The 26189-nt window shown below is 53.5% G+C and carries 25 protein-coding genes and 1 pseudogene; 11 read left to right on the top strand and 15 right to left on the bottom strand.

Features of this window, described 5'->3' with window-relative positions:
• The first annotated feature begins 2 nt into the window (after positions 1-2).
• From hisC to ABSG49_RS11515, 3 genes are read left to right on the top strand one after another with little or no spacing between them, the layout of a single operon-like run.
• Positions 3-998, top strand: coding sequence for a histidinol-phosphate transaminase (gene hisC, locus ABSG49_RS11525; RefSeq protein ID WP_424026277.1), 996 nt, complete (start codon positions 3-5; stop codon positions 996-998).
• On the top strand, positions 995-1507 hold the full coding sequence (locus ABSG49_RS11520; protein ID WP_424026276.1) for an adenylate kinase family protein: 513 nt from the start codon (positions 995-997) through the stop codon (positions 1505-1507). The genes hisC and ABSG49_RS11520 overlap by 4 nt, the downstream gene beginning before the upstream one ends.
• Positions 1504-2100, top strand: a complete 597-nt coding sequence (locus tag ABSG49_RS11515) for a CDP-alcohol phosphatidyltransferase family protein (RefSeq protein WP_424026275.1) — start codon at positions 1504-1506, stop codon at positions 2098-2100. Before ABSG49_RS11520 ends, ABSG49_RS11515 begins: the two co-directional genes overlap by 4 nt.
• Before the next feature lie 817 nt (positions 2101-2917).
• Here the strand turns inward: ABSG49_RS11515 and ABSG49_RS11510 are convergent.
• Both ABSG49_RS11510 and ABSG49_RS11505 read right to left on the bottom strand, forming a co-directional pair.
• The gene (locus ABSG49_RS11510; RefSeq protein WP_424026274.1) at positions 2918-3577 is read right to left on the bottom strand and encodes a TfuA-related McrA-glycine thioamidation protein; all 660 of its coding nucleotides are present in this window, start codon (positions 3575-3577) and stop codon (positions 2918-2920) included.
• Positions 3540-4751 carry a YcaO-related McrA-glycine thioamidation protein gene (locus tag ABSG49_RS11505; RefSeq protein WP_424026273.1) on the bottom strand — a complete coding sequence of 404 codons (1212 nt, stop codon included), beginning with the start codon at positions 4749-4751 and terminating at the stop codon, positions 3540-3542. The genes ABSG49_RS11510 and ABSG49_RS11505 overlap by 38 nt, the downstream gene beginning before the upstream one ends.
• Positions 4752-5083: 332 nt before the next feature.
• On the opposite strand from ABSG49_RS11505, the gene ABSG49_RS11500 reads away from it, so the two are divergent.
• On the top strand, positions 5084-5773 hold the full coding sequence (locus tag ABSG49_RS11500; protein ID WP_424026272.1) for a ferredoxin-like domain-containing protein: 690 nt from the start codon (positions 5084-5086) through the stop codon (positions 5771-5773).
• Between the two features lie 9 nt (positions 5774-5782).
• Here the strand turns inward: ABSG49_RS11500 and ABSG49_RS11495 are convergent, their stop codons facing one another.
• The 6 genes and pseudogenes from ABSG49_RS11495 to ABSG49_RS11470 all read right to left on the bottom strand — a co-directional run.
• A complete protein-coding gene (locus tag ABSG49_RS11495) occupies positions 5783-6979 on the bottom strand; it encodes a radical SAM protein (protein WP_424026271.1) in 1197 nt (398 codons plus the stop codon).
• Positions 6976-7464 carry a siroheme decarboxylase subunit beta gene (ahbB, locus tag ABSG49_RS11490; protein ID WP_424026270.1) on the bottom strand — a complete coding sequence of 163 codons (489 nt, stop codon included), beginning with the start codon at positions 7462-7464 and terminating at the stop codon, positions 6976-6978. Before ahbB ends, ABSG49_RS11495 begins: the two co-directional genes overlap by 4 nt.
• Positions 7451-7960, bottom strand: a complete 510-nt coding sequence (locus ABSG49_RS11485) for an AsnC family transcriptional regulator (RefSeq protein WP_424026269.1) — start codon at positions 7958-7960, stop codon at positions 7451-7453. The genes ahbB and ABSG49_RS11485 overlap by 14 nt, the downstream gene beginning before the upstream one ends.
• Positions 7957-9111: a radical SAM protein gene (locus tag ABSG49_RS11480; protein ID WP_424026268.1), complete on the bottom strand. Its 1155-nt coding sequence runs from the start codon at positions 9109-9111 to the stop codon at positions 7957-7959. The genes ABSG49_RS11485 and ABSG49_RS11480 overlap by 4 nt, the downstream gene beginning before the upstream one ends.
• Before the next feature lie 5 nt (positions 9112-9116).
• Complete coding sequence (katG, locus tag ABSG49_RS11475) at positions 9117-11318, bottom strand: catalase/peroxidase HPI (RefSeq protein WP_424026267.1); 2202 nt, start codon at positions 11316-11318, stop codon at positions 9117-9119.
• A 218-nt stretch (positions 11319-11536) separates the two neighbouring features.
• Positions 11537-11723: pseudogene (locus ABSG49_RS11470) on the bottom strand (catalase); the annotation flags it as partial.
• Between the two features lie 156 nt (positions 11724-11879).
• On the opposite strand from ABSG49_RS11470, the gene ABSG49_RS11465 reads away from it, so the two are divergent.
• The gene (locus ABSG49_RS11465; protein ID WP_424026266.1) at positions 11880-12605 is read left to right on the top strand and encodes a metal-dependent transcriptional regulator; all 726 of its coding nucleotides are present in this window, start codon (positions 11880-11882) and stop codon (positions 12603-12605) included.
• On the top strand, positions 12602-14590 hold the full coding sequence (feoB, locus tag ABSG49_RS11460) for a ferrous iron transport protein B (protein WP_424026265.1): 1989 nt from the start codon (positions 12602-12604) through the stop codon (positions 14588-14590). The genes ABSG49_RS11465 and feoB overlap by 4 nt, the downstream gene beginning before the upstream one ends.
• Before the next feature lie 888 nt (positions 14591-15478).
• On the opposite strand, the gene ABSG49_RS11455 is transcribed toward feoB, so the two are convergent.
• From ABSG49_RS11455 to ABSG49_RS11430, 6 genes are read right to left on the bottom strand one after another with little or no spacing between them, the layout of a single operon-like run.
• On the bottom strand, positions 15479-16399 hold the full coding sequence (locus ABSG49_RS11455; protein WP_424026264.1) for a cation diffusion facilitator family transporter: 921 nt from the start codon (positions 16397-16399) through the stop codon (positions 15479-15481).
• On the bottom strand, positions 16396-16533 hold the full coding sequence (locus tag ABSG49_RS11450) for a hypothetical protein (protein ID WP_424026263.1): 138 nt from the start codon (positions 16531-16533) through the stop codon (positions 16396-16398). Before ABSG49_RS11450 ends, ABSG49_RS11455 begins: the two co-directional genes overlap by 4 nt.
• 5 nt (positions 16534-16538) lie before the next feature.
• Positions 16539-17762, bottom strand: a complete 1224-nt coding sequence (locus ABSG49_RS11445) for an energy-coupling factor ABC transporter ATP-binding protein (protein WP_424026262.1) — start codon at positions 17760-17762, stop codon at positions 16539-16541.
• On the bottom strand, positions 17762-18553 hold the full coding sequence (gene cbiQ, locus ABSG49_RS11440) for a cobalt ECF transporter T component CbiQ (RefSeq protein ID WP_424026261.1): 792 nt from the start codon (positions 18551-18553) through the stop codon (positions 17762-17764). Before cbiQ ends, ABSG49_RS11445 begins: the two co-directional genes overlap by 1 nt.
• A 6-nt stretch (positions 18554-18559) precedes the next feature.
• Positions 18560-18868, bottom strand: a complete 309-nt coding sequence (locus ABSG49_RS11435) for an energy-coupling factor ABC transporter substrate-binding protein (protein ID WP_424026260.1) — start codon at positions 18866-18868, stop codon at positions 18560-18562.
• 2 nt (positions 18869-18870) lie between these two features.
• Complete coding sequence (locus ABSG49_RS11430; protein ID WP_424026259.1) at positions 18871-19587, bottom strand: energy-coupling factor ABC transporter permease; 717 nt, start codon at positions 19585-19587, stop codon at positions 18871-18873.
• Positions 19588-20203: 616 nt separating this feature from the next.
• On the opposite strand from ABSG49_RS11430, the gene chrA reads away from it, so the two are divergent.
• From chrA to ABSG49_RS11410, 4 genes are all read left to right on the top strand, one after another.
• Entirely contained in the window at positions 20204-21391 is a 1188-nt protein-coding gene (chrA, locus tag ABSG49_RS11425) for a chromate efflux transporter (RefSeq protein ID WP_424026258.1), read from the top strand.
• Between the two features lie 424 nt (positions 21392-21815).
• On the top strand, positions 21816-22634 hold the full coding sequence (locus tag ABSG49_RS11420) for a hypothetical protein (protein WP_424026257.1): 819 nt from the start codon (positions 21816-21818) through the stop codon (positions 22632-22634).
• Between the two features lie 275 nt (positions 22635-22909).
• Positions 22910-24058, top strand: a complete 1149-nt coding sequence (locus ABSG49_RS11415; RefSeq protein WP_424026256.1) for a double-cubane-cluster-containing anaerobic reductase — start codon at positions 22910-22912, stop codon at positions 24056-24058.
• Positions 24055-24822, top strand: a complete 768-nt coding sequence (locus tag ABSG49_RS11410) for an acyl-CoA dehydratase activase (protein ID WP_424026255.1) — start codon at positions 24055-24057, stop codon at positions 24820-24822. Before ABSG49_RS11415 ends, ABSG49_RS11410 begins: the two co-directional genes overlap by 4 nt.
• A 95-nt stretch (positions 24823-24917) precedes the next feature.
• On the opposite strand, the gene ABSG49_RS11405 is transcribed toward ABSG49_RS11410, so the two are convergent.
• Positions 24918-25097 carry a hypothetical protein gene (locus ABSG49_RS11405; protein WP_424026254.1) on the bottom strand — a complete coding sequence of 60 codons (180 nt, stop codon included), beginning with the start codon at positions 25095-25097 and terminating at the stop codon, positions 24918-24920.
• A 270-nt stretch (positions 25098-25367) separates the two neighbouring features.
• Between ABSG49_RS11405 and ABSG49_RS11400 the strand changes: the two genes are divergently transcribed.
• Positions 25368-26051 (top strand): TMEM175 family protein, encoded by a 684-nt coding sequence (locus ABSG49_RS11400; protein WP_424026253.1) that lies wholly within the window; start codon positions 25368-25370, stop codon positions 26049-26051.
• Positions 26052-26189 lie beyond the last annotated feature (138 nt).

Here is a 26189-nt window from a genome sequence, read left to right as displayed (position 1 = left end):
CAGTGGATATTGCACGTGAGTACGGTATCGACCGGATCGCGCGGCTTGCAAGCAATGAAAATCCCGAACCTCTTTCACCATCAGCACAAGAAGCCGCAGAGCAGGCACTTCGGAATGTGAACCGGTATCCCGATGAACGGGTCAATATCCTGATGAACGCCCTCAGAACGTGTTATGGGGATTACCAGTTTGTCAGCGGTGTCGGTATGGACGGGGTTATTGAGACCGTTATTCGCACGCTGGTGGATCCCGGGGAGCCAGTCGCAATCTCGACACCAACCTTTTCGTTCTATTCCCTCGCTGCCACAGGGCAGGGAGCAGAGATTATCACGGTGCCCCGGGAGTCTGACTTCTCGGTTGATGTAAAAAAGATGATCCGTGCGGCCAGCAAGGCAAAGATCGTAGTAGTCTGCTCTCCCAACAATCCCACGGGCAATGCGACACCGGTTGACCTGGTTGCCGAACTACTGGAAGGGATAGAGGGAATTCTTTTCCTTGACAATGCGTATGTCGAATTCTCTGATTACAACTATCTCCCACTCATGAAAAAATATGAGAACCTGATCCTTGGCAGAACATTTTCCAAGGTTCACTCGCTTGCAGGGTTGCGCATCGGGTACGCATTCGTACCACGATGGCTCGTGCCCTGGTACCAGCGTGCCAGTACACCGTTTACCGTCAACTCGGTCTCTGCTGCGGCCGCTGCTGCTGCACTCCCCGACAAGGAACACGCGCAACGCTACATTGCCCAGGTCAGAATATGGAGGAAACGATTTATCACGGAGGTAAAGTACCCGGTCCTTCCCTCTGACGCAAATTTTGTAATGATCAACACAGCCCCCCGTAAAAGTGATGAGATGGTAGAGGAACTTGCCCGTCACGGGGTTGTCGTTCGCTCGTGCCGTAGCTTTGCTGGTCTTGCTGATCACTATATCAGGGTCAGCATCGGTGAGGGCTGGGAAAATGAGCGGTTCCTTCAGGTGATCAACACGCTATGATGTGCGGCATCACCGGAACACCGGGGACGGGAAAATCCCGGATCGGGAATGAGCTGGCCCGCAGAGGTCTTACAGTCATCCACCTGACTGATACGGTCGGACCCTATGTAACCGGTATGGACGAGGAAAGGGACACCCGGATATTCGATGTAGAGCGATGGGCAGAAGAGTTTGTTCCGGTGGATGGCTTTGTCGAGGGACATTTCGCCCACCTGCTTCCCTGTGACCGGATTATTGTGCTCCGTTGTCGCCCTGATGTGCTGAAGTCCCGTCTAGCCCTCCGTAAATACCGCGAAAAGAAGATCCGCGAGAATGCCGAGGCGGAAGCGCTGGATTCCTGCCTGATCGAGACTTTTGAAAGGTACGACCCTTCGCGGATCCTTGAACTGGATACGACCGGTCGTGATGCGGCTTTTTGTGCAGACCAGATTGGGCGGTTCGTGAAGGGAGAGACCCCTGCTGACTTTGGCCATATTGACTGGTCGTCATTCCTGGAGATTGGATCATGACCCTTGATCAGTACCGCTCTCATGCGAAAGTCTACTTCGACCCGCTGGTATCCATCGCAATAAAGTGCGGGATGACCCCGAATTTTCTTACTCTTGCCGCTCTTCTTGCATCGGCGGCCGCAGGGGTTCTTTTTTATCTCCGGATGGAATTTTTGGGGATTGTCGCTGTCGCCCTGAATGCCTTTTGTGATGCGATGGATGGTGCCGTTGCCCGTGAGATGAAGACCCAGAGTCTCCGCGGGGATTTCCTTGATCACGCTGTTGACCGGTATGCCGATATTTTCATCATTACCGGCATCTTTGCCGGGGGTCTGGTCCCGTGGCAGATCGGTGTCTTTGCACTGACCGGTGTCCTGATGTCCTCCTATCTCGGCACCCAGGCACAGGCCGTTGGAGTAGGCAGATATTACGGCGGACTGCTGGGCAGGGCAGACCGTCTCGTTCTGATACTGGTGGTGGGAATACTGGGTCTGGTATTCCCCCTGACCTTCTACGGGCTCACCTGGCTTGGCTGGTTGCTGGTGTTATTTGGCGTATTCGGGCACATTACCGCATTCCAGCGGTTCGCGTATGTATGGGCAAAGGTGGAGTAACTTTTCCAAGGGTTTCATGACAAAAAAATCAGAAAGGGGGGCAGTGGCTGTCCCCCTCCGAGCACTCCCTGCGTTTTACAATCGGGTTGTATTATACCATTTTTTTAAAAGTTTTTTCATTATAGGGTATTTCAAAACAACAAAGGCAAGACCCTGCTAAGAAGAGAATTTGTAAAAAAGTCGGTAGACATCGGTGCAATGCATACCATTCTCTTTTATACATAAGATAATTTGATAACGTTTTTATCCTTCCCGGGGTATCGTATCACTTGGGAGGCAGTTGGTTTGCATATCCAAAAAACGTCTCACCGAGAAAACGAAAATAATCCTCCTGTGCTTGGGATACTAGTCCTAGGAGTACTATGTATTATCAGTGGATTGTATTTCGCTTTCTTCTATTCAGGAATTTCACATCTAAAAACTTTCAATCCTCTTCAAACTTCTCCCTATGACATATTCGGCAATCTCTTGATATTTACCGGCATTATCATCTTATTCGTCGGGGCTTATAGACAGAAAAACTCCCCGACGTTTTAGCCATGTAGTACTCCAACCAATTGGTTCAGAACAACTCCTCATCCTTTTGTTATCTCGTTGCATTGCCCTTCGGGGTCAATCCGGCAGGATTCATTTGAAGGGCTACTCTGCCGAAGGTATCGTGCAGAAAAAGGGGAATATATCCCATTCGGGCCAGATAAGGAGCTCAGGTATTGTACATTATGGGCTGATGTTTGTCCGATCGGTCAGAACCTCCAACATCAGAAGTAAAAATCGTACCTGTTCTTCCAAACCGGGCACCGAATCGGAACCGGGAGACTTACCGTTCCAACTTCTCTCCTGCAATTTTCCTGATATACTCAAGTGCTGCCACTGCATCTTCTTTTTTCTGGTCGCACTGCCCGGTCTCGACCCACGTGAGAAACCGTTTCCGTGTCCCGGCATCAACGGTGTCACCTGCACGCAAAACAATCGTGCGATATGTCCTCTGAGGGTAGAATACAGAACGGGCCGAAGCAAGAAGTGCGTCATGCACTGCGGTATCAATGATTCCCGTATCCTTCGCCCGTTTCAGGGTGAACCTGATATTGATGAGCGGCTCTGAGAGTGCCAGACCTGAAGAAGGATCGAATACCAGAGCCACTTCGTCATCAGACTCAAGTTCGCCGCTCTTGTACATATGGTAGATCTCACCGATACCTGCCATCCCCAGCGTGTCCATCTCAGCTGCACGGAGAGCTCCCATGCTTGAAGAACCCACGACTCTGACACCTTTTTTCAGCGCTGCAAGGATCTCACGGTGGGCAACAGCACTTTCCTGGTGAAAGACACCGTCAATCAACCCGATAATGGTTGCACCGTCTTCCACCGCGGCGAGCAGGTCACCACGCTTGGCGGGGGGACGGTAATCGGCGGAAAGGATTTTTTCTGCCGCTTCCCGGTCAAGACTTGGCCCGAGAAAGACGATGATTTTTTGCATTGTTCACCCGTGCTCCCCTGCGTTCCTGGTCCATGGCGAACACTTCAAGCCCCGGTACGATTACCCGAACGACCGGGATGCCGATCTCTTCCCGGGTAAGGTCGACAACAATCACCCGGTCGAGCCCCTGTTTTTTCAGTGCTTCGATGATAAACCGGATATCCGTGAGGAAATCATCACTGTCATACGATTTAATCCTGTGGTAGTCCACCAGGCCGTTTTCCTTAAACCAGTACGCATTAATCCGTTTCGCCCGATCATAGCCCATCTTCTTCCGGAGTTCAGCAATGGTCGTGTCTTCCCGTGCACCATGGATCTGGGTGAGCCGGCTCTGCGCAACCTCGGTGAGCGCCCGCATCACCGCAATCCGTGCGCTGGTATGCGTCCCGATACCGATTGTGAGCAGCATCGGGTCTTTGAGCAGCACGTCATCGGCGACCGCAGCCATAGTCGGGATGCCGATGTCGCTGGTGATATCCCGCACCCTCACTTCTACCTGTGCATACGCAAATTTCTTCTGCATATCCACGATGGTTTCATCATCTATGGAGGTGACGCAGGGACCGGTATCCCGGCACGCCTCGACAAGCGACCATGCATCCCGCTCGATCACTTCAGAAAGAGCGTGGAAGACAGCCTCCTCAAAAGTGTTTCCCGAGGCAAGCCCGTTGGTATTCGTGCGGAAAAGCCCCCGGAAATTTGGCGGGAGCGGGTGAAAAACCGCGTGAGCCGGGATGATGACCGGTTCATCGTTTGCAATATCAAACCCCTCGGTCCACGCTATGAGCCTGTCGGTATCCGCACCTTCCGGGAGGATCAGGTCTTTTGGATCAAGGACCCGTCCGTGTGCAAACATTTCCTCGTATGGTGCCAGGTGAATCTTCCGGTCATGTAATTCCGAGGAATATCGTTCGATACCTTCCATTATCGCCGATATCCGGGATTCCTCAACTGTCGCACCTTTACCGTTGTATACCGTTATTGCACCTGATTCAGCGGTCGGGCGGATGCAGGAGAAGACAGGAATTCCGATCCGGTCAAGGTTGGTAATGTCTGCAACACGGGTAATTCCCGCAGCGGGTACTTTTGGCTCAATCCGGGCCAGGGTCTCTTCAAGAGGAGCAGCCCGCTGTGTTTCGAGGTTGTAGGTCTTTTTGCAGGATTTCAGCCGCATGGAGATCACCGTGGTAGGGAGGAGTTGGGCAGGAATGCCGGATTTCTGCGTGTCAAAACCAATACAAAAATAGTCCGTGCCGTGGTTTATACACTTTGATTGAGAGTCCTTTGATTTCTCTCGGTTTGTATAGCGCACGGAACCGGCGTTGAATTGTCCAGACCCGTTGAGGTGAAAATGGGCATCTCCCACGTTTTCATGGTGTGGTATCCGACAAGATCTGTAATTGCTTTGGATGGGGGGGATCTCCGCTCGTATGATCTCCAGTCAACGAAAGGGAAGTAACAAAGATAATCCCTCGCGGTACAGTCTTTCCCAATGGTGATGGGAGTATGACTGAAGATTCAAAGGGGGCAATTCTCCAGCGGGACGGGAAAAGGTATGCGGTTGTGACCAGGATCCCGGCTGGTATTGTAACACCGGAAGACCTGGAGAAGATCGCCGGGGTCGGGCGGAAGTACCATGTGCCAATCCTCAAGATCACGTCAGGCCAGCGTATTGCACTGGTCGGTCTTGAACCTGATGATGTGCAGAAGGTGATCGGTGAGCTGGGCCCGCTCGCAAAACCGGAGACCGTACCGTGCGTCAAGTTCGTTCAGGCGTGCCTTGGTACCGATATGTGCAGGTTCGGGAACCAGGACTCAATCGGACTGGCCCGTGCGGCTGATGACCGGTTTAAGGACCAGATATTCCCGGCAAAGATCAAGATCGGGGTCTCCGGCTGTTCCCGGTGCTGCGGAGAGAGCCATACCCGGGATATCGGGATCATGGGGACGAACAAGGGCTGGACAGTTTTCTTCGGGGGGAACGGGGGGACAAGGCCGAGGTTCGGGGATCTCATCGCCCGTAACCTTTCGGCTGCTGAAGCGCTGGACTGTGCACAGCGCCTCGGCGAGTACTACCGGAGCCATGCAAAACCGCATGAACGGACGGCCCGGTTCATGGAGCGGATCGGATACGATACGCTCAAATCTGAACTGCTTACCTTACTTCCCTACGTAGCTGTTGAGAAGGTGCGGTGAGTATGAAAATTACTTATGTTTCAAAGGTATTTTGACAAAACAGAAGGGATCTTCTGCCAGAAAATCCCCGTTCACAGCATATGCCCGGACCCGGCATCCTCCCCCGCAGAGATCCCTGTAGTTACAACCCGCACACCTGCCTCCGAACCGGGCCCGTTTTTCCCGGAACCGTAAGAGTACAGGATTAGCGGTGTCATTCCAGATCCTGTTGAATGGCTGCTTTCGGATATTCCCTACAAAAAAATTCTCGGAACGCGCAAACTGGCAGGGGTATACATTACCGTGTGAATCGATATTTGCCACACGAGTGCCTGCACTGCATCCTCCGTTGAGGGACTGCAGGAGCTCGCGTGCCTCAGCAATGTCCGGAGATCCGTCCCCTTCCATCGAAGCGATAAGGTGAATACAATCCTGCGGGGCATCAACCGTGAGAAACTCTATGGATGCTGGATCGGTCTCCTTGGCCTTCCGGTAGAGGAGCGTGAGGGCATCTGTCACCTCCTTGGTTTCCAGCTGTAACCGTTCATAGGATTCAATTCCACGGCCGGTCGGTACGAGCCAGTACAAGCAGAACCTGGAGGCGCCAAGTTTTATGGCGAGATCAATAAGTGCTTCGAGCTCGCCACAGTTCTCTTTTGTCAGGGTTACCCGGACACCGCACCGAAGCCCCGCCTCCCTGCAGGAGGTGAATGCTGCCACTGTCCGCTCGAAAGCACCGGGGGAATTCCTGAACCGGTCATGCGTCATTGCCTGTGAACCATCAAGCGAGATACCGGCATATTCGATCCCGCTTTCCTTGATCCTGCGGGCAATTTCGGTCGTTATCAGGGTCCCGTTGGTGCTGAGTGCCATTTTGATTCCTTTGTTCGCGACATGCTGTGCCAGTTCCCAGATATCCTCACGCATCAGGGGTTCCCCGCCGGTAAACAGGATAAGAGGGACACTCATATCCGCAAGGTCATCAATGAGACCCAACGCTTCGGCTGTCGAAAGTTCTCCCTCCGTCCGGCACCCGGGCCCCGACCTGTTATAGCAATGGGCACAGCTAAGATTGCAGCGATCGGTGAGATTCCAGAACACCACTGGCCTGAACATACCAGAGAATGCAAGGTACTTGCTCGGAATATCAGTCAGGGATTTATGGCGGTGCCGCATCACACCGCTGACGGTTCCTTTCCCGTGCATGCACTGGGTAATTCGGTTCATACGATATTGCTCCCGTTCTCCCGGATCCGGACATTCGGGACGCGTTTGAACTCTTCAGTACTGAAAAGGACGACATAATCTTGAGCACCAATGTGGCCAGCGAGTGTCCTGATCTCAGCTAGAACCGCATCCCTGCTATACCCGTGGTGTACAGTATAAACCGTGTACTCCCACCTGCCCGGCACCGGCAGCCGTTCGTAGCAATGGGAGACACAGGGGAACGAGGCCAGCAGCAATCCCATATCGCCATGCAGTGAATCCACACGTTTCCATGCAACAAGGGCATTTGCAGATATACCGACCCGCCTCTGGTTGATGCGTGCCCGGAATTTCCGGATTATCCCCGCTGTCTGAAGCTTCCGGATCCTTTCCAGGACCTCTCTACCGGTAAGGTTCAGCCGCTTTCCGATCTCTTCAAACGGTTCTTTGACGAGAGGAAGCCCGTTCTCAAGTTCAGAGAGCAGGTGCCGATCAAGCGGATCCAAAGGTACCCTCCCTCTCATCGCTCAAAAATGAAAAACGCACATCAACTTTCAGTTTTCGCACCGTGGGAAGGTTCAGGACATCCGTTGCAGGAATTCCTGTACTCCGCAGGATTTCTCTTAACACACGCCGTATATCCTCTTCGTTTTTACCCGAGAGCGTGAACCAGAGAGCGTAGTTGTGGTCCCGCCGGAAATTATGGGAGACCTCCGGGTAGCTGCTGATAATGGCTGCAATCTCGCGGATTCTTTCCTCGGGAACGTGGAGGGCAACCAGTGTTGCAGCAGAAAGTCCCATAAGCCGGGATTCAAGGACGGGGGATATTCCCCGTACAATGCCCTCGTCCTGGAGCCGTTGCAACCGGTCAAGAAGAACCTGCTCGGGAATTTTTAGCCGCCGGGCAATTGCTGCAAAAGGGCGGGGGACCAGCGGGATATCATCCTGCAGGACGTCAAGAATATGCCGATCCACCATGTCAGGCAGAGCATGATTCGTCATGTAGCAGCTTCCTCCGGCTCGTACGGGCAACAGGGATCTTCTCCACAGATATCCCCGCCGGCTGTATCCGGTGGAGCAAGCCCGTCACACCAGCGAGGGGAAAATGCGTCCGCTCCCCGGTACGCCCGGGCCCTGCAACCTCCACAGGTGGTTTTAAACCTGCACCTCCCGCATTTCCCGGTGAGGTGATCCGGGTCGCGGAGTGCTGCAAAGATTTCGGAATTGTTCCAGATCTCAGGAAACGGAGCAGCCCGAATATTGCCGGCACTCACCGGGAGGTACGGACAGGGAGTCACGTCTCCATTTACGTAAATCCGGCAATAGCTGATGCCGGCGATGCAGCCCCGCCCCCATGCAGGATTCTTGATCCCGAGATCATCTGCAATGCGGCGGAACTGCGGGGCACAGGTCGGGCGGATATGGAGATCACTGTCCCGGTATTTGATCAGGATCTGTCGTATAAGATCCTCGTATTCCTTGGCGTTGCGGGGTTCAATCAGCCGTGCCCTTCCGGTCGGCACCGGGAAAAAAAGCTGGTAATCGCGAACCCCGAGTGCAGTCCCTACTTCGATCACTTCTTTGACATCACTCATTGCAGGTTGCATAACCGACATGTTGATCTGGACACTGATTTTCTCATCCCGGCAAAAACCAATGGCCTGTACAGCCCGTTCCCATACACCATCTATGCCGCGGAATGCGTCATGGACGGACGGATCTACCGAATCAATGCTGATGGCGACGGCCTTGATCCCCGATTCGTGGAGTTTTTTTGCCATGGCCTGATCCAGCAGATACCCGCTCGTACCTATGACCATCCGGAGCCCCTGTTCAGTACCGTACCGGGCGATAGCAAAGATATCATCCCTCATGAGAGGTTCGCCCCCGCTCAGCACGACAACAGGTTTCCCGGTCTCGCAGATCTGGTCGATGACTTTGAATGCTTCCTCCGTGGAGAGCACTCCTTCGGCCTCCCGTTCGCCAGCGTCCACGTAACAGTGGGCACACTTCAGGGGACACCTGAGTGTGATGTTCCACGATATGATTCGTGGCGCCCCACCAGATATTCCCTTCACACCTTCAGCCCTTCTGGCACAACACTGCCCGAGTTCCTTACCCGCCTTCGTGAGGATCTCCACCATTGAAGACATTTATGCTACGATCCGGCGAGATCGAAGCGATCAAGGTTTATCACTTTGGTCCAGGCTGCCACGAAGTCCTGGACAAACTTCTTCTGCGCGTCCGCGCTTCCGTAGACCTCGGCCAGAGCCCGGAGCTGGGAGTTCGAACCGAAGATGAGATCGACACGCGTGCCGGTCCACTTGACTTCGCCAGTCTTGCGATCGTGCCCTTCAAATATGTCCTTGGCGTCCGATACCGCCTTCCACTCCGTTCCCATATCGAGCAGGTTCACGAAGAAGTCGTTGGTGAGCGCTTCCGGCTTCCTGGTAAAAACGCCGTGCCGGGTCTGTCCGAAGGTGGTGTTCAGCACGCGCATTCCGCCAACGAGCACCGTCATTTCGGGTGCGGTCAGTGTCAGCAATTGCGCCTTGTCAACCAGCAATTCCTCGGCCGATACGGTATAGCGGGTCTTCTGGTAGTTTCGGAAGCCGTCCGCCTTCGGCTCGAGCACGGCGAAGGAAACCACATCGGTCTGTTCCTGCGAGGCGTCCATGCGTCCCGGCGTGAACGGAACTATCACCTCGTGACCAGCGTTCTTTGCCGCCTGCTCAATGCCGGCGCAGCCGGCCAGGACGATCAGGTCAGCCAGTGATACCTTTTTGCCGCCGGAGGCGGCACTGTTGAACGCGCTCTGAATGCCCTCCAGCGTCTTGAGAACCCTGGCCAGCCGGGCCGGCTGGTTGACTTCCCAGTCCTTCTGCGGCACCAGACGAATGCGGGCACCGTTGGCACCACCACGCTTGTCGGAGCCACGGAAGGTGGACGCCGACGCCCAGGCGGTCGAAACCAGCTCCGACACAGACAGGCCGGAAGCCAGGATCTTACCTTTGAGGGAGGCGATGTCCTGTGCATCAATCAGTTTGTGATTGACGGCAGGGATGGGGTCCTGCCAGATAAGCTCTTCGGCAGGAACTTCCGGGCCGAGGTAGCGTGCGCGCGGACCCATGTCTCGGTGGGTCAGCTTGAACCACGCCCGGGCGAATGCGTCTGCAAACAGGTCCGGGTTCTCCATGAAGCGTCGTGAAATCTTTTCGTAGACAGGGTCAAACCGCAGAGAGAGGTCCGTGGTCAGCATGGATGGCGCATGACGCTTCGATTTGTCGTGGGCATCCGGCACCGTGCCGGCGCCTGCATCACCCTTCGGCTTCCACTGGTGCGCACCAGCCGGGCTCTTTGTCAGTTCCCATTCGTATTGGAACAGAATTCGGAAGAAGTTGTTGCTCCACTTCGTGGGCGTGGTGGTCCAGGTGACCTCCAGGCCGCTGCCGATCGTATCTCCGTCTTTGCCGGTGCCGAAGCTGCTCTTCCAGCCGAGGCCCTGCTCCTCGATGCCCGCCGCTTCGGGCTCAGGCCCCACGTGGGACGCAGGGCCGGCGCCGTGGGTTTTGCCAAAGGAGTGACCCCCGGCGATGAGCGCAACCGTCTCTTCGTCGTTCATGGCCATGCGGGCGAACGTCTCGCGGATATCCCTGGCCGCCGCGATCGGATCCGGGTTGCCGTTCGGGCCTTCCGGATTGACGTAGATCAGCCCCATCTGCACGGCAGCGAGCGGATTTTCGAGGTTCCGGTCACCGGAGTAGCGTTTGTCATCCAGCCACTTGTTCTCAGAACCCCAGTACACGTCTTCTTCCGGCTCCCAGACATCCTCACGACCCCCAGCGAAGCCGAAAGTCTTGAATCCCATCGACTCCAGGGCAACGTTGCCAGCAAGGATCATGAGGTCGGCCCATGAGATTTTCCTGCCATACTTCTGCTTGATCGGCCAGAGCAGCCGGCGCGCCTTGTCGAGGTTCACGTTGTCGGGCCAGCTGTTGAGGGGCGGGAAACGCTGCTGGCCGGCACCGGCGCCGCCGCGACCGTCACCGGTGCGGTACGTGCCGGCGCTGTGCCATGCCATGCGAATGAACAAGGGCCCGTAGTGGCCGAAGTCTGCCGGCCACCAGTCCTGCGAGTCGGTCACCAGCGCCTTCAGATCCTTCTTCACGGCCGCTAGGTCGAGTTTTTTGAATTCACGAGCGTAGTTGAACTCCTCGCCCATCGGATTGGACAGGGGAGAGTGCTGGTGAAGAACCTTCAGGTTCAACTGGTTCGGCCACCAGTCCCGGTTGGACCTGCCTTGGCCGGTTACCTGTTTGTCTACCAGGCCATTTACCGGGCGCTTACTGTCGTCAGTCATAACGTCACTTCCTATCGTTGGATAATCTTATTCACTGTATGTTTTGAATATTCCTTTGCCCACCTGGCTGACGATTGCCTCAGCAGCGGCAAAGGTAAAGGTGTTTGAGCAGGGAGACCCCAATACCTCCGTCTGCTGCAAGACCGGTGTCTTCTTTTTAGGGTCCTGGAGGAATTTTGCCTTTGTGTATTTCCCCATGCTCTTTTACACTTGGAAATACCCGTGGGCGCCGGCACCCTTGGCGTGCACCACACGTTCGGGAAGCCTTTCACGGTCGAAATGCGCCAGCTTTTCGATAAGGTGAACATCCTGCAGGAGTACCGGCCCACGCTGTCCGGCAGTGAGGGAGTTCTGGTTATCGGCAACCGGAATCCCCTGGTTTGTCGTAAGGGTCTTTTTCGCCATGATCGATCAAGGTAAAATAGCCCCAGTCGTATTTAATAAGATTGGGTTCGGGGCAGAACAACTTTTTTTTCGCTGGAAAACATCAAAGAACTCAGATGAACATATTTAGGTCTGCCTAAACATTTATTATTTAGGTGAACCTAAATATCTGGTACAATGCCCCAGGAGCAAGTTGAGGAATATCTCGAAACGATCTACGATCTTGAATCGCGGGATGGTTCGGCAAAAACCACAGCGATTGCAAAATGCCTGAATGTCGCCCCGGCGAGTGTGACGGAGGTGCTGAAAAGTCTCTCGGACAAAGGATTCGTCTGGTACGAACCGTACCGTGGTGCGACCCTGACAGAAGAGGGAAAAAAGATTGCAGATACGATCAAGCGGAAGCACCGGCTCCTTGAAGTGTTCCTGACCGATGTCCTCAAACTGAACCGTGAGAAGGTCCACGATGAAGCCTGCCGGATGGAGCACACGATCTCTGAAGAGACCGAGGACGCACTCTGCCGGATGCTGGACGCGCCGGCACACTGCCCACACGGCAGCCCGATCAGCCCCTGCAACAAAGGTGTGGGGAGCTGTGCAGAATGTGAGATGGTTAAAGGGACAGGAATTCCTGAGCCGGCATCCCTTCGTAACAAAAAGATCATTCCCGTCACTGATCTTGCTCCTGACCAGAACGGGAAGATCGCATTTATCCGGGGAGATTGCAAGATCGTGCAGCGTCTTTCCGATCTCGGACTCACGCTCGGGACGATTGTATCTGTCAAGAGAAAAACGCCCATGGACGGACCTGTGGAGATCCTGGTGAGAAGGACAAAACTTGCCATCGATCACGCAATCGCCGAGAATATCTTTATTGAATCGCCCGGGACGGCTGAAGCATGAGTGGGTGCGGGGAATGCAATGCCTGCCCAAAAGGTAAAGAGTGCAGTATAAAGAATGCGGATTACACAATTGCCCTTGCCGGCAATGCCAATGTCGGCAAGAGCGTGATCTTCAACCAACTGACCGGTGTTGACCAGATCATCGGCAACTGGCCGGGGAAAACTGTCGAACGGGCTGAGGGTCTCCTGCTGCATAAAGGGAAACGTATACGGGTCATCGACCTGCCAGGTATCTACTCCTTCTCCACGTACTCGATGGAGGAACTGGTCTCCCGGGATTTTATCGCGCTCGAACATCCGGACGCGGTGATCAACGTTATCGATGCGTCAGCACTGGAACGCAACCTCTTCTTCACGATCCAGCTCCTGGAACTGGCGCCCCCGCTGCTCATCGCGGTCAACCAGATTGACCTGGCCGAAAAGAAAGGAATTTCGATCGATACCAAGAAGCTTTCTGTACTGCTTGGCGTCCCGGTTGTTCCGACGGTTGCCATTAAGGGCAAGGGAATCGCTGCCCTCACTGACGCAATCACAGATCTCATGCAGGACCACCCGGTTCCTCCGGTCCTCCGCTACGGAAGGGAAGTGGAAGAGCGGATTGGAAAAATTGTCTCAGGACTTGGCACGGTATCAACAAAGTACCCCGTTCGCTGGACCGCCATCAAGCTCCTTGAGCGGGATCCTCTGGTCCAGCAGTTGATCGGGGAACAGGATTCTTCGGTTGTGAAGACCGCGGATATCCTTGCAAGGGAGATCGAGTCTCTTCACGGAGAGCCGGTTTGTGTGGTCATGAGCGCGGAGCGGTACCTGGTCGCTGACCGGATAGCAGCTGAGGTGATTACAGTACGAACACACGGGGAAGGCCCGCAGAAAAAGAGCCTGACTGACCGCCTTGATGCGGTTGCCCTCCACCCGGTTCTCGGATATCTCGCGGTCATCGCCGTGATCGGCGGGCTGCTGGTCTGGACATTCCTGATCGGGGCACAGGTTTCAGCGTTTCTTGCTCATTTCCTGTTGCAGTTCGAACAGTACGAACCGGTGATCACGGGGCCGCTCATGAATATACTCTGGAACGGTGCATTCACCGGGTTTATCGCCGGCGTGACGCTGATCATCCCGTACGTGCTGCCGTTCTACATCCTGCTTGCCATCATTGAGGACTCCGGCTATCTCACCCGCATATCAGTGATGCTCGACCGCGGTATGCACAAACTGGGGTTGCATGGCAAGGCGATTATCCCCATTATCCTCGGGTACGGGTGCAATGTCCCGGCAGTCTACTCGTGCCGGATCATGGAGACCCCGAAACAGAAAATGCTCACTGCATTCCTTGTCACACTCATCCCGTGTACGGCACGGACAGTTGTCATCCTGGGCCTTGTCGCTGCGTTCGTCAACATCTGGTGGGCGCTTGCACTCTATGCCTTTGACATCATCCTGATTATCCTTGTAGGGAGGATAGCGTTCAAGGCTGTACCGGGCGAGTCAGTGGGGTTGATCATGGAGATGCCGGATTATCATGTCCCCTCGCTCTCCGTTGTCCTGAAACAGACGTGGGCCCGGACAAAATCGCTCATCTGGATCGTATTCCCGGCGTACATCATCGGGAGTGCCGTTCTCCAGGCATTTTATGCGGCTGGACTCCTGACCCCGGTGAATGCCCTCCTTGCACCCGTGACCGTTCTCTGGCTCGGGCTTCCGGCAGTTGTCGGAATCACGCTAATTTTCGGGATTGTGAGGAAAGAACTGACAATCCTCACCCTCGCAGTGATCTTCGGGACAACGAACTTTGCGACAATTATGTCTCCGGTACAGCTGATTGTTCTCGCACTGGTATCGATGCTCTACATTCCCTGCATCTCAGTAATAGTCGTGCTCGCATCGGAATTCGGCTGGAAAAGATCACTCACGATATCCGCAGCCGAGATCATCATGGCAATCGCCATTGGCGGGATAGCGTTCCGGGTGCTGAGCCTTATGATGTGAACCAGATCCGGATTTTTTCCAGATCGCCACCTGCTCAGCAAACTTCGCCGTACTCGCATCTGTTCCGAGACCGGCTTACATTTTCCCGTCAAACTGCCGCTTATTTACGCCTTCATCGGAAAAGACGAGCCTCATAATTGCGTTCCGGCGGAGTTTGTGGGTGCCCGATGGGATAAACTATGAGGCAGAAATCAGCCCGGTTCAAGGAGTTTTACCCGCCAATAGGTGACGTGCAACCCTGCCGTATTTTGGCTAACCGGGCGATAATTGGGCGCATTCTCCACATGGACAGAAACCGGGGGTTTTACGGTGATTTCCTCCTCTTAGAGAAGGGATACGGCAGGAGACGAAGCCCAATTCAGGCTTATTTTCCCTTGACGGCAGCATGGGGGAAAAGGGGGATGTCAGGAGGTGAAAACGGGGCTGGACAAAAGAGGATATTCTCCCCGTTAATTAACTCCATTCAGGTATCAGACCAGGTGGTTTACCAGATTCTGTCGCAGGTCATTGCGTACTGTGCAAAAGTATCGGGATCCGTAAACGGCACAAAAGCGAGGGGGATTCTTCTATCGGATCCGAATGCACCTTCATTATGGTTTTTCCGTTGGAGCGAGAGCAGGAATAACGGACCCCTAGCAGGTTATCAGGTGTATCCAACCCCTTGTTGCGGGACATGTTATATGCCACGGCAACCGCCCAGCGATCCTCCTGCATATCGAGATATACCGTTGAGATAAGGTACCGGTTACCCTTCCTGATAATCACTTCGTCTTCAAAACTTTACCACCGCATTCCGGGTTGCCGGTTGCGGGCTGATCCCATAAAATTTTGACATTTTTTACCTCCATTTCCTGATAACTTTACGCCGGTTTCCAAATCTTGACCGGTTCAATGCGAATGCGCAGGCAGCCCGTCATGGTTATGATTTACGATATGATGGTAGCCGGGTCCCGATGCAGTCGCCGGATCGACATGAATGGTGGCATCCGAAAGATACCGGAGGTGGTGAAGGAGTTCATGCCGGAACTCCTGTGCAATCCCATGGCCTTTTTCCACGGAAAGTGATGAATCGACCGTGATATTCACCTCCGCATGGAGCCGGTGACCCAGCCATCGGACCCTGACGTCGGTAATCTCCATCACTCCATCAACATGATCGGCGGTGTGGCGGATCTCTTCAGTAACCGCTGGATCAACGCCATCAAGGAGGCGGATGAAAACAGTTTTTCCTGATTCCCAGACAATCCAGAATATCGCAATCGTGATGATGAGCCCGATCACCGGGTCGGCAAGCGGGAATCCAAGATATACCCCGGCTGCACCGATAAGGACCGCAAGGCTCGTAAGCCCGTCTGTCCGTGCATGATAGCCATCCGCAACAAGCGCAGCACTACCGATCTCATTACCTACCCGGATGCGGAGCTGTGCCACCGCTTCGTTCCCGATAAACCCGGCCAGTGCAGCCGCTGCTACTGCCCAGAGAAACGTCACCTGTAGCGGGTGAAAGAGACGGTCGATGGAAACATACCCGGCTACAACTGCCGAGATCAGGATCATGAGGACCACGAACACTCCCGCAAGATCCTCGACCCGGCCATATCCGTAGGTGAACCGCTTCGTTGGTTTCCACCGGGCCAGCATGAACGCGAACAGGAGCGGGATCGCGGTGAGCGCATCGCCGAAATTGTGGATGGTATCGGCGAGCAGTGCAATGCTTCCGGAATAATATACGATGACTATCTGGAAGATTGCGGTAATGAACAGGCCGACAAACGACCACTTGACCGCCCGGATGCCCCGTTCGGTCATGAGGAGGGAAGGATCGACAATCCCGTGCGTATGGGAATGGCCCTCATGGTGATCAGGATGACCACGACGATCATTTTGGGCATTTTCGCGAGCATTTCCATGAAAACGGCCATCATCGTGGTCGTTATCTTCATGGTTTTCAGTGCGGATGATCATTCTGCCTGACCTCCTCATCCATAAGCCCCGTTACGGGGGGCTGTTCTGCAGTGCTCATGGAGACTACGCTGATAATATTGCCGCTCTCCCGGCAGTACGCCTCCACCCGGACAGCGACCCGGCCAACCATACTGCCTGTCGTAAGGATCAGGGAATCCTGCCCCCGCAAGGCACGAAGGATGCATTTGTCGATGACACCGTACGTGAACTCAAGGGTCAGCTGTTCCTGGCTGGCACGCTGTTTCGCACGGGTACCCATCGCCCCGACGGCAAGGCCGGGGCGGGTCTTAACCCATGCGGAGAGCGATGACGTCGCCTCCTCATCAACATTGCAGACCGAGATGGTGCCCGGCGCAGGATTACGGCAGGACCCATGGAGCAGGTTCTCAATAATATGGATCATGTCAAGGACACTGCGTGGTTTGCGTTCCGGCTGGGTAAACCCGCGCCTCCCGAGTTCCTGCGAGAGTTCGAGGAGGGTCGGGACAGAAAGATGTGCCATCCGGATATGATCGGAATTCCCGAATGCCACGTCCGGCACGTCCTCCTGAAGGATCCTGCCATCCAGGATGAGAATTGCCCGGTCAGCCCATGGATAGGCAAGTTCGACATCATGGGTAGAGATGATCACGGTCTTACCGTCATGGTTCAGTTCGTCGAGCAGTTCCATGAGATCTTCCGAACCGGATGGATCAAGACCGCTGGTCGGCTCGTCAAATACCAGTACGTCCGGGTCCATCGCGAGCACTCCTGCGATCGAGACCCGTTTCTTCTCCCCGCCCGAGAGCTGGTGGGGCGGGCGCCGCTCAAACCCCTCAAGGCCGACCTGCCGGAGTGCCAGAGCAACCGCCTGCCGAACGGTCTGCTCATCATACCCGAGGTTTGCCGGGCCAAAAGCAACATCCTGGTACACGGTCGGGGCAATGATCTGGCGGTCCGGGTTCTGCAGCACGTACCCGACCCGTTTCCGGAGCTGGCGGAGGGACGTGGTATCGTACTGGATCGGCGTGTTGTCAAAGAGCATGGCGCCGGAAGTCGGGCGGATCATGCCATTGAACATCTGCAACAGCGTGGACTTGCCGGCGCCGTTGGGACCGACAAGCGCGATCTTCTCGCCCCGGCGCATATGGAAGCTGATCCCTTTGATCGCCTCCCGGCCTCTGGGGTACCGGTACCTGACATCCCGCGCTTCGAGAATGACCTTCATTATAATATCACGATCCTTGTTGTCATCACGAGCAGGATCCCGCTCAGCCCGGCAAGGTACAATACAACTGGAATAAGTGAACGCATCCGGACCGGTTCTGCGATGTCCAGCGCAGGAAAGATCCCGTCATAGCAGCGGCAGTCCATCGCATGGATGAAATCCTCACCTGCATTCCAGCTGGTGATGAAGAGCATCCCGCAGAGCATGGAGAAGGAACGGATGGACTCCCCTACCCTGCTGTACCCAAGACGCATGATTTGTGCCCGCCAGATTTCACTGGCCTGATCATAGGCGATAAAGATATACCGGTACATGATCATCATGAGGTCGATAAGTTCGACAGGAATCCCGATTCGCTTCATGCCGTTGAAGAGATCTGTCATGGGCGTTGTTAATGCGATGAAGAAGAGCGAGATCGAACAGCCGAATACCCGGCACAACACAAGTATACTCTGCTCGACGGCCCCGGTTGTGATGGAAAGATTGATCCAGGGAACCGGGTTGAACCGCCAGATCACATCCCCTCCTCCAAGCAGGAATAAAAGGACGATGATACTGAAGGCAGTAAATATGGCGGGTGCAAGCAGGAGCTCCCCGTACACGAGCGGGGATATGCGTGCGGGGATTAAAAGAACCAGACTGAGTATGACGCCTGATATCAGCGGAACAACCGGTGCAGGGGATACGAGGCAGATAATAAGGGAACCCAGACCAAGAAGGATCTTGGTCCCCGGGTGGATGTGTCGGAATGCACTATTCTGCGCGATATCATCCAGCAGTTCTTCAAACATGATCGATCAGGAATTGATTGGACGTCTTTTCTGTCCGTACCAGTACCCGATAACCAGGCCGACCACAACTCCCCCGAATGTTGCCTGCAATGCAAAGAGAGTAGCTTCGATCTCTCCGCTCGGAGGTACATACTGGGGAATGAGGGGGGTAAAGGATTCGACCGGCTTGCCGGTCAGTTCTGCAATCTTTTCCGATCCGACATCATCCGACCCGCTGAATGCATGACCCGTCTGGCTGCTGACAATTATGAAGAGGACCACAAACGCGAACAGGCCAGCCAGCGTAAGTATCTCGAGTTTTCTGTTCTCAAACATAATCACACCTTTTCTTCCGGAACACCGGTAGTGGTCCTGAGCGCGGATTCAATCTGCTTTTTCGAGAACACACCCAGTTTCTCGATGAGCTCCGGTTTGAGCTGGATGATGTACTTGAAGACCAGCGCAAGAACGAGCCCTTCGATAATTGAGAGCGGGACCTGGGTAATCGCAAATATAGCAAAGAATGCGGTAAACGAAGCCAAAACTCCCCCGGTCGCAGCCGGGTACGCGAGGGCAAGTTCGAAGGATGTGATGACGTACGTGACGATATCTGCCACTGCCGCTACGCAGAACACGGTGACGTAGATGTTAACCGAGGTATTTTTCAGGAGTTTGTATACGCCATAGCCGACAAGGGGCCCGCCGATTGCCATCGAGACCATGTTAGCTCCCAGCGTCGATAATCCACCGTGAGCCAGCAGGAGCGCCTGGAACAGCAGCACAATGAAACCAATTACCGCGGTAATATAGGGTTTAAAGCACATGACCGAGAGCCCGGTCCCGGTAGGGTGGGAGCAACTGCCGGTTACCGAAGGGAGTTTGAGAGCAGACAAAATAAAGATGAACGCCCCGCAGACCCCGAGCAGTGGCAGGTATTCCCGGTCTTGTCTCATGATCGATCGCAGTTCAATGACACCCACAACAAGGAACGGGATAGCGATAAGCCACCACACGAGACACCATTGCCAGGGTAAAAATCCTTCCATAATATGCATGATAATACAGAAACAAAATTACTTGCTTTAACTAAATAAAACTTGCTTAGTTTTGTGCACTGGAAATATCTCCAGAAACTATAACCTGAAATAAAAAACCGGTAAAAAATATAAGAGAAAACCGGGATGTGCGATTTTTCTGCACTTTACCCTGCTCATACCCTCATCCCCGTAATCATCCCCGCTACCTGCTGAGCTGTCACCAAATCAACAACTCGCAAACACTTTTAATGCTTCTCATTCTCCCCAAACGCATCGATTTCTGCAACCGTCCGTATATAAGACCAGCGGCCTGAGTGTGTGCCGGTTACCGAATGCTTCAGCGAGGTCGAGCGCGAGCTAGTCAACGACCGTTAGGTCTGAGTACGATCAACAGCGACGAACACGATGCGGAGCATGGGGTGAGGAGCGGGCCGGGGCAGCAAGCCACCAAGGAGCCTGCGAACAAAGGGGTATGTAATCATATCTCTAATCAACTGCGAAAAACAGCGAGGTGATGTGAAGTGAACCGGAGTGAGGATAAGTGAATATGACTAGGTGTCTGCGTCGCCTCCTGGCCAGCCCAAGGCGAATCATGTATCCTTATCTCATATACTTTCAATAATTCTCATGTCATATGGTCGACCAACCCATTCCGTCAGAATTGCAGCAACCTTCGCTTGCTTCAATCTTTTTTGCATTTTTCCGGATTGGAATCACGGCATTCGGCGGCCCTGCCATGGTCTCCTACATACGGAAGATGGTGGTCGGGCAAAAGGGTTGGCTTGATAGCGTGGTCTTCGACGATGGTGTCGCACTCTGCCAGGCTATCCCCGGTGCAACGGCCATGCAGGTCACTGCCTATGCAGGTCTTCGCATCCGGGGCACAGCTGGTGCATTTGCAGCATTTGTGGGGTTTGGTCTCCCTGCATTTATCCTGATGATGATACTCTCGGCACTCTATGTTTCAACATCAGCGCTTCCCCCGGTGATGGCGTTATTCCTCGCCTTACAGGCAATCGTTGTGGCGCTGGTCGCATACGCGACGGTCTCATTCGGGAGGACATCACTCAAACACTGGATTCACGTACTTATTGCCGGGATCGCTGCGGTACTTTTCATTGCAGGTGTGAGTCCCGTTGTCGTCATCGTCCTTGCAGCATTGCTCGGCATCACTCTTCTTCCTGTTTCTGATAAAAAACAGGAAATGCCAGTCACAACGTTTCCGCGTCCGGAAAAATCCTTCCTCATCCTGCTTGCCATAGCAGCAGCCTTTTTTATATTGCTCTATCTCCTGCAGTCCGATCTCTATACCCTTGCCGCCACGATGGCAAGGATTGATCTGTTTGCGTTTGGAGGAGGATTTGCCGCGCTCCCGCTGATGTTCCATGAGGTTGTCGTCGTGCATTCATGGCTGGACAGTGCAACATTCATCAATGGACTGGCGCTCGGCCAGGTAACCCCGGGCCCGATTGTTGTCACCGCAACATTTGTAGGGTTCCTTGCCTATGGTTTCTGGGGCGGGATAGTCGCAACGATAGGGATTTTTACCCCCTCATTTCTGTTCGCGGTCGGGACGGTACCGTATTATGACCGGCTGCGTAGTTCTCAGCTGTATCAGAAAATGTTCCAGGGTATTCTGTTCTCCTTTGTGGGTCTGCTCCTGAGCGTGACCATCAAGCTGGCGCTTGCGGTTCCCTGGTCATGGTTCCCCGGATTACTCGCGACAGGGGCATTCCTCTCCCTTCTTCTCGGTGCCGAGATTCTCTGGGTGGTCATTGCCGGGATTGGAATCGCTGTAGTAATGTTCGTATTTGTGCACTGATTGCCTGATTCTTCAGCCACTCCTATTTTTTGGAACCTTCTTCGGAAAAAATGAGTCTCATATTTGCGTTCCGGCAGGGTTTCCGAGGTTTAATGTCCTAAAACAGGGGGCAAAAACCAGCCCGGTTCAAGGGGCTTTACTGGCCACCAGGTGAACTGCAAAACTGCCGTATTTTGACTAACAGGGCGATAATTGGGCGTATTCTCCGCACGAACAGAAATGGGTTTTTTCGGGATTTTTGCGAGAGCAGGTGAGAACCAAGGAGAGAATCGGGGCCCGTATAGAGCTTATTTTACCCGATCTCTGCAATGGACAACTAGGAGGTGAATATCACTCCATCGGATCTAAAGCGGATATTAATCAAAGGAAAAAATGTCCCGAATCACAAAAACGATTAACCGGGAACAATATCATGTAACATGGTATGAGAAATTATTCAGGAACAGTTTTTATTTTTCTCTTTATTGTGGTCATTTTTGCGGCCGGGTGTGCAAGTCAGAAGGTACCCGAACAAACCCTTCCAGCACCAACCTTCACAAGTCCGGTCCCGACAGCTGCTACTTCAGCAGTGATAACCACCCCGATAATTCCAACGCCACCTTCAAATGTCACAACAACCCCGGCTATCGTTTCAGTAACGATGCTGTTCCCAAAAGCAGATCCAGCCGATGTCTCTGAAATTACCTTCTCGTATTATTCAGACAGCGATTTCAGCGTCGAGTATCCATCCACCTGGACAATAGAATCTTCAATAGATACTCCCTACACCGTCGGCCCGTTTTATCTGTATGACGATCCGCGTTTCAATCAGCCGAATCGTGTCGTTACGATTACAAGCCCTGATAATACCAAAAAATTTGTGGCACTCACGCAGGATTTAGAAAGAGCCGGAAGTTTCAGTCTTGATCCTACCATTGACTGGAGCAAGGGAATGTTTCAAAGGGATTACCCGGATTTATCCGCAGCGGACTATCTGGGGAACTACAAATATTTTTCAAGCGGGACCGCGATGGCATCAACCTACGATGTCACGTTACCTGAAGGTTCACAATACTACCCATCGGCATACACAATAGAGACCATTGTTTCGCTGCGCCACGCGTACAATTTCGGATTTTTTACGGATACAGATAATTTTAACAAATACCGCAACCTGAAAGACATAATGATCTCATCAGTGAAAACGCCTGACACCGAATTACATTATATTTCTACTGTCGGCAATAGTACAATAATTATATAATTCTGGCTTTTTTCAGATTCAAATTAATAGAGATTAATCATCAGGAAATCAGGGGATCCTGATTATTTCCGTCTTAAAAATATTATTTGATAAATTCGTACCGAAGTGGAGACAATACCGGAATTATTTAGTGTAAATATTATTTTTGTTACTTGATCCTGGTTTGCCAATAAAAATATTCCCTCCTATTTAATAAACCGTACTTTTTATTGGCAACTACTCAGGGAGACGGCACCTTTGAATAGGTTCATATTAAAAATGGATACCGGAACTACATGTCATCCTCTCTCCCGGGTCTCGACATTTTTAAGAACTCATACGAGTTCCGTATTGCCCAGCTGAAAGAAGAGAGAGAAAACGGAATAAAGGTAGTCGGGACCCTCTGCCTCTATGTTCCGGATGAGATAATTTTTGCAGCCGGTGCCGACAGGATCGTGCTCTGCGGCGGGAGAGCCGATACAATCCCCGTGGCAGAGCAGTCGCTTCCCAGGAACATATGCCCGCTGATCAAGTCCTCGTTTGGAGCGGTGGTCGATGCCTGCTGTGGGGGGAACCTTGCGTGTGCTCACGTTCCCCTGGTCGACGTGGTGGTTGCAGAGGCGACATGCGACGGAAAGAAGAAGATGTATGAGATCCTTCCTGATTACCTGCCCACCTATGTCCTCGACCTCCCGCAGAAACCCGGGAGCCCTGAGGCCCTGAATTATTTCCTTTCTGAGCTCCGGAAGTTCGGGAAGTTCATGGAAAGCCTGACCGGAAATGTCGTGAGCGACGATGCACTTAAACGGGAGATCAGGTCGGCAAACAAGACAAAACGACTCCTCCACCGCCTCTTCGGGCTGAGGAAGCGCGACCCGCCCCCGATCAGGGGGTCAGAGGTCCTTCGGGCGATGCAGAAGCAGTTCTTCCTCTCTCCCGACCAGTTCAGGCAGGGGGTCGGCCAGCTCTGCAACGAGATGGAGCACGTCACACCGGACGCCCGGACAGGACCGCGGATCATGATCTCGGGGTGCCCGATGGCGGCAGGGAATACGAAAGTGCCGGACATTATCGAGCAGAAAGGCGGGGTGATCGTTGTCGAGGAGAGCTGTACCGGAACGAGGTCGTTCTGGGACCTCGTGGACGAGGATAAAGACCCCTGGACAGCCCTCGCGGAGCGGTACCTTGAGATCCCCTGTGCCTGCATGACTCCCAATGACCAGCGGGTCGCCCGCATCGTCGATCTCGCGAAACAGTACGATGTCCACGGTGTAGTGTATTACACCCTGCAGTTCTGCCACGCTTACAATATCGAACGCTTCCGGGTGCAGAGAGCCCTGAAGAAGGAGAAGATCCCCCTGCTCGCGATTGAGTCCGACTACGGAGACTCGGACACGGAACAGATTGGGATCCGGGTCGATGCGTTCCTGGAGATGATCGCGTGATCACCGCGGGGATCGACGCAGGTGCCGCCACGACGAAGGCGCTCCTGTTCCGGGACCGGGAGATCATAGGGTACCGGATTGGCATCACCGCGTTTGATTTCCCCACCGCTGCCCGGAATATGTTCGACGAGCTCCTCGCGAGCTGCGATATGAGGAGAGAGGAGGTCAGGAATGTGTGTGCTACGGGGTATGGCCGGAATTCCATTTCGTTTGCCGATAAATCGATAAGCGAAATTACGGCGCACACGAGAGGAGTATCATTTCTCTTTCCGGAGGTGCAGGGGATCATCGATGTGGGAGGGCAGGACTCCAAGGTCATCGTGGTAGAAGACGGGAGAGTGGCAGACTTTCTCATGAACGACAAGTGCGCTGCAGGGACCGGGAAATTCCTGGAGAACACGACAAAGGCGCTCGAGGTCCCGATCAATGACCTCGGCGGTCTCGCGCTGGCGTCTGAGCACCCTGCCGGCATCACCAGTATGTGCACGGTATTTGCAGAGACAGAGGTGATCTCGCTCCGGGCGAAAGGCATCACCAAGGAGGACATCGCCGCAGGCCTGATAGCGAGCATCGCGACACGGGTAGGGGTGATGGCGAAGCGGATGGGATTGAAGGAGCATGTCGCGTTTGTCGGCGGGGTGGCGAAGAATGCCGGGATGAAGGCAGCACTCGAAAAGGAGCTGGGTACCATCCTTTATGTCCCGTTCGAACCCCAGATCACCGGCGCCCTGGGGGCTGCAATTGCCGCACAGGGGAACAGGTAACACCCTCCATCGACCGGTAATCATCCCGACAACCTTCAGCTGTCAACGGATCACCAGCCCGGCCATCACTAAGAACAACGTCAAAAAAACTGCTGCTACCAGAGAAAAGGAAAAAGACGGTAACGGACTTTCTGCGTATACTCCCGGTAGCCTTCGAGTTCCCGCTCCAGCATCGCTTCTTCTCCCCGTGTCCTTGCCATAAGAAGAACGGTCAGGGCAAGACCCGCGAGAATACCGTAGAGTGAGCCGGGCAGCAGGGGTTTCCCGAGCAACATCAGGATCGCCCGGCGAGCAGGACCGGGAATTCGTTCCGGATTGTGACCACGGTGACATTTCATTTTTTCCTAATACACTATATCCACCAATACCGCATTTTCCGGGATCTCTTACGAGAAATCTGTACAGGAAAAAGATCCCGGAAATCATGAACAGAGTGGATATGGTGCCTTAGCGTGTGGAAAGGATGAATGATGAACAGGATCAATTTAGTTCTCTTGTCATGTTTCCGGTCTTTCAGAAGTTATATTACGCCGGGGCAATGCATCTTGTATAAGGTATTCATGGGGGAAAATCCGGGGGATACCACGGGCGATATCTTTGATCGCCTGGGGTTGGACAAAGCGTCAATGATGGCATTCAGCGATGGAATATTTGCCATTGCAATCACCCTTCTGGTGCTTGAATTAAGAATCCCGGATATCCCTTCCCATGATATTGACACAGTATTTCTCCCCACCCTGGTGGATATATTCCCAAAAATCCTGGGATTTATCCTCAGTTTTTTTATCATCGCGAATTTCTGGCTGTCCTACCGTCGCATGTTCTCGTTCATACCCACGCTGGATCGCGTCCTTGTCAGGCTCCATATTGTATTCCTGTTCTTCATCGTGTTGATGCCTTTTCCAACGTACCTGCTGGGGATTTATGGCAACCATCTCAGTGTTGTCGTCTTTTATGCACTCATTCTCACCATGAGCAGCCTTCTCCTGTTTTTCCTCTGGAAATACGCATCAAAAAACCACCGGTTAATCGAACCCGATCTCTCGGAACATGTTATCGAATATATGTCCGTGAGAAACCTGATAACACCCGTGACATTTCTTGTATCGATACCGATAGCACTGGTAAATCCTTTACTGGCGATGGTATCTTGGAGTTCGATGCTGGTTACCTTCCCCCTGGTTAAAACGAGATATAAAAAGAAATTTGCGGGTACTCAAGATACTTAGAGCTACCAGATCAAAGGAAAAAGCCGGTAACGGACATTCTGCGTATACTCCCGGTAGCCTTCCAGCTCGCGCCCCAGCATCTTCTCTTCGCCTACTATCCTTGCCATAAGAAGAATGGTCAGGGCAAGACCCGCAAGA

This window comes from Methanoregula sp. (assembly GCF_049510175.1).
Lineage (GTDB): Archaea > Halobacteriota > Methanomicrobia > Methanomicrobiales > Methanospirillaceae > Methanoregula.
The sequence above is the reverse complement of the archived record's forward strand: the minus strand, read 5'-3'. Positions and strand labels throughout refer to the sequence as shown.

Coding starts and splice junctions, on each gene's coding strand:
- ABSG49_RS11520 (WP_424026276.1), top strand. CDS start 995: ATGATGTGCGGCATCACCGGAACACCGGGGACGGGAAAATCCCGGATC.
- ABSG49_RS11515 (WP_424026275.1), top strand. CDS start 1,504: ATGACCCTTGATCAGTACCGCTCTCATGCGAAAGTCTACTTCGACCCG.
- ABSG49_RS11510 (WP_424026274.1), bottom strand. CDS start 3,577: ATGCAAAAAATCATCGTCTTTCTCGGGCCAAGTCTTGACCGGGAAGCG.
- ABSG49_RS11505 (WP_424026273.1), bottom strand. CDS start 4,751: ATGCGGCTGAAATCCTGCAAAAAGACCTACAACCTCGAAACACAGCGG.
- ABSG49_RS11500 (WP_424026272.1), top strand. CDS start 5,084: ATGACTGAAGATTCAAAGGGGGCAATTCTCCAGCGGGACGGGAAAAGG.
- ABSG49_RS11495 (WP_424026271.1), bottom strand. CDS start 6,979: ATGAACCGAATTACCCAGTGCATGCACGGGAAAGGAACCGTCAGCGGT.
- ABSG49_RS11485 (WP_424026269.1), bottom strand. CDS start 7,960: ATGACGAATCATGCTCTGCCTGACATGGTGGATCGGCATATTCTTGAC.
- ABSG49_RS11480 (WP_424026268.1), bottom strand. CDS start 9,111: ATGTCTTCAATGGTGGAGATCCTCACGAAGGCGGGTAAGGAACTCGGG.
- katG (WP_424026267.1), bottom strand. CDS start 11,318: ATGACTGACGACAGTAAGCGCCCGGTAAATGGCCTGGTAGACAAACAG.
- ABSG49_RS11465 (WP_424026266.1), top strand. CDS start 11,880: ATGCCCCAGGAGCAAGTTGAGGAATATCTCGAAACGATCTACGATCTT.
- feoB (WP_424026265.1), top strand. CDS start 12,602: ATGAGTGGGTGCGGGGAATGCAATGCCTGCCCAAAAGGTAAAGAGTGC.
- ABSG49_RS11455 (WP_424026264.1), bottom strand. CDS start 16,399: ATGACCGAACGGGGCATCCGGGCGGTCAAGTGGTCGTTTGTCGGCCTG.
- ABSG49_RS11450 (WP_424026263.1), bottom strand. CDS start 16,533: ATGAAGATAACGACCACGATGATGGCCGTTTTCATGGAAATGCTCGCG.
- ABSG49_RS11445 (WP_424026262.1), bottom strand. CDS start 17,762: ATGAAGGTCATTCTCGAAGCGCGGGATGTCAGGTACCGGTACCCCAGA.
- cbiQ (WP_424026261.1), bottom strand. CDS start 18,553: ATGTTTGAAGAACTGCTGGATGATATCGCGCAGAATAGTGCATTCCGA.
- ABSG49_RS11435 (WP_424026260.1), bottom strand. CDS start 18,868: ATGTTTGAGAACAGAAAACTCGAGATACTTACGCTGGCTGGCCTGTTC.
- ABSG49_RS11430 (WP_424026259.1), bottom strand. CDS start 19,587: ATGCATATTATGGAAGGATTTTTACCCTGGCAATGGTGTCTCGTGTGG.
- chrA (WP_424026258.1), top strand. CDS start 20,204: ATGGTCGACCAACCCATTCCGTCAGAATTGCAGCAACCTTCGCTTGCT.
- ABSG49_RS11420 (WP_424026257.1), top strand. CDS start 21,816: ATGAGAAATTATTCAGGAACAGTTTTTATTTTTCTCTTTATTGTGGTC.
- ABSG49_RS11415 (WP_424026256.1), top strand. CDS start 22,910: ATGTCATCCTCTCTCCCGGGTCTCGACATTTTTAAGAACTCATACGAG.
- ABSG49_RS11405 (WP_424026254.1), bottom strand. CDS start 25,097: ATGTTGCTCGGGAAACCCCTGCTGCCCGGCTCACTCTACGGTATTCTC.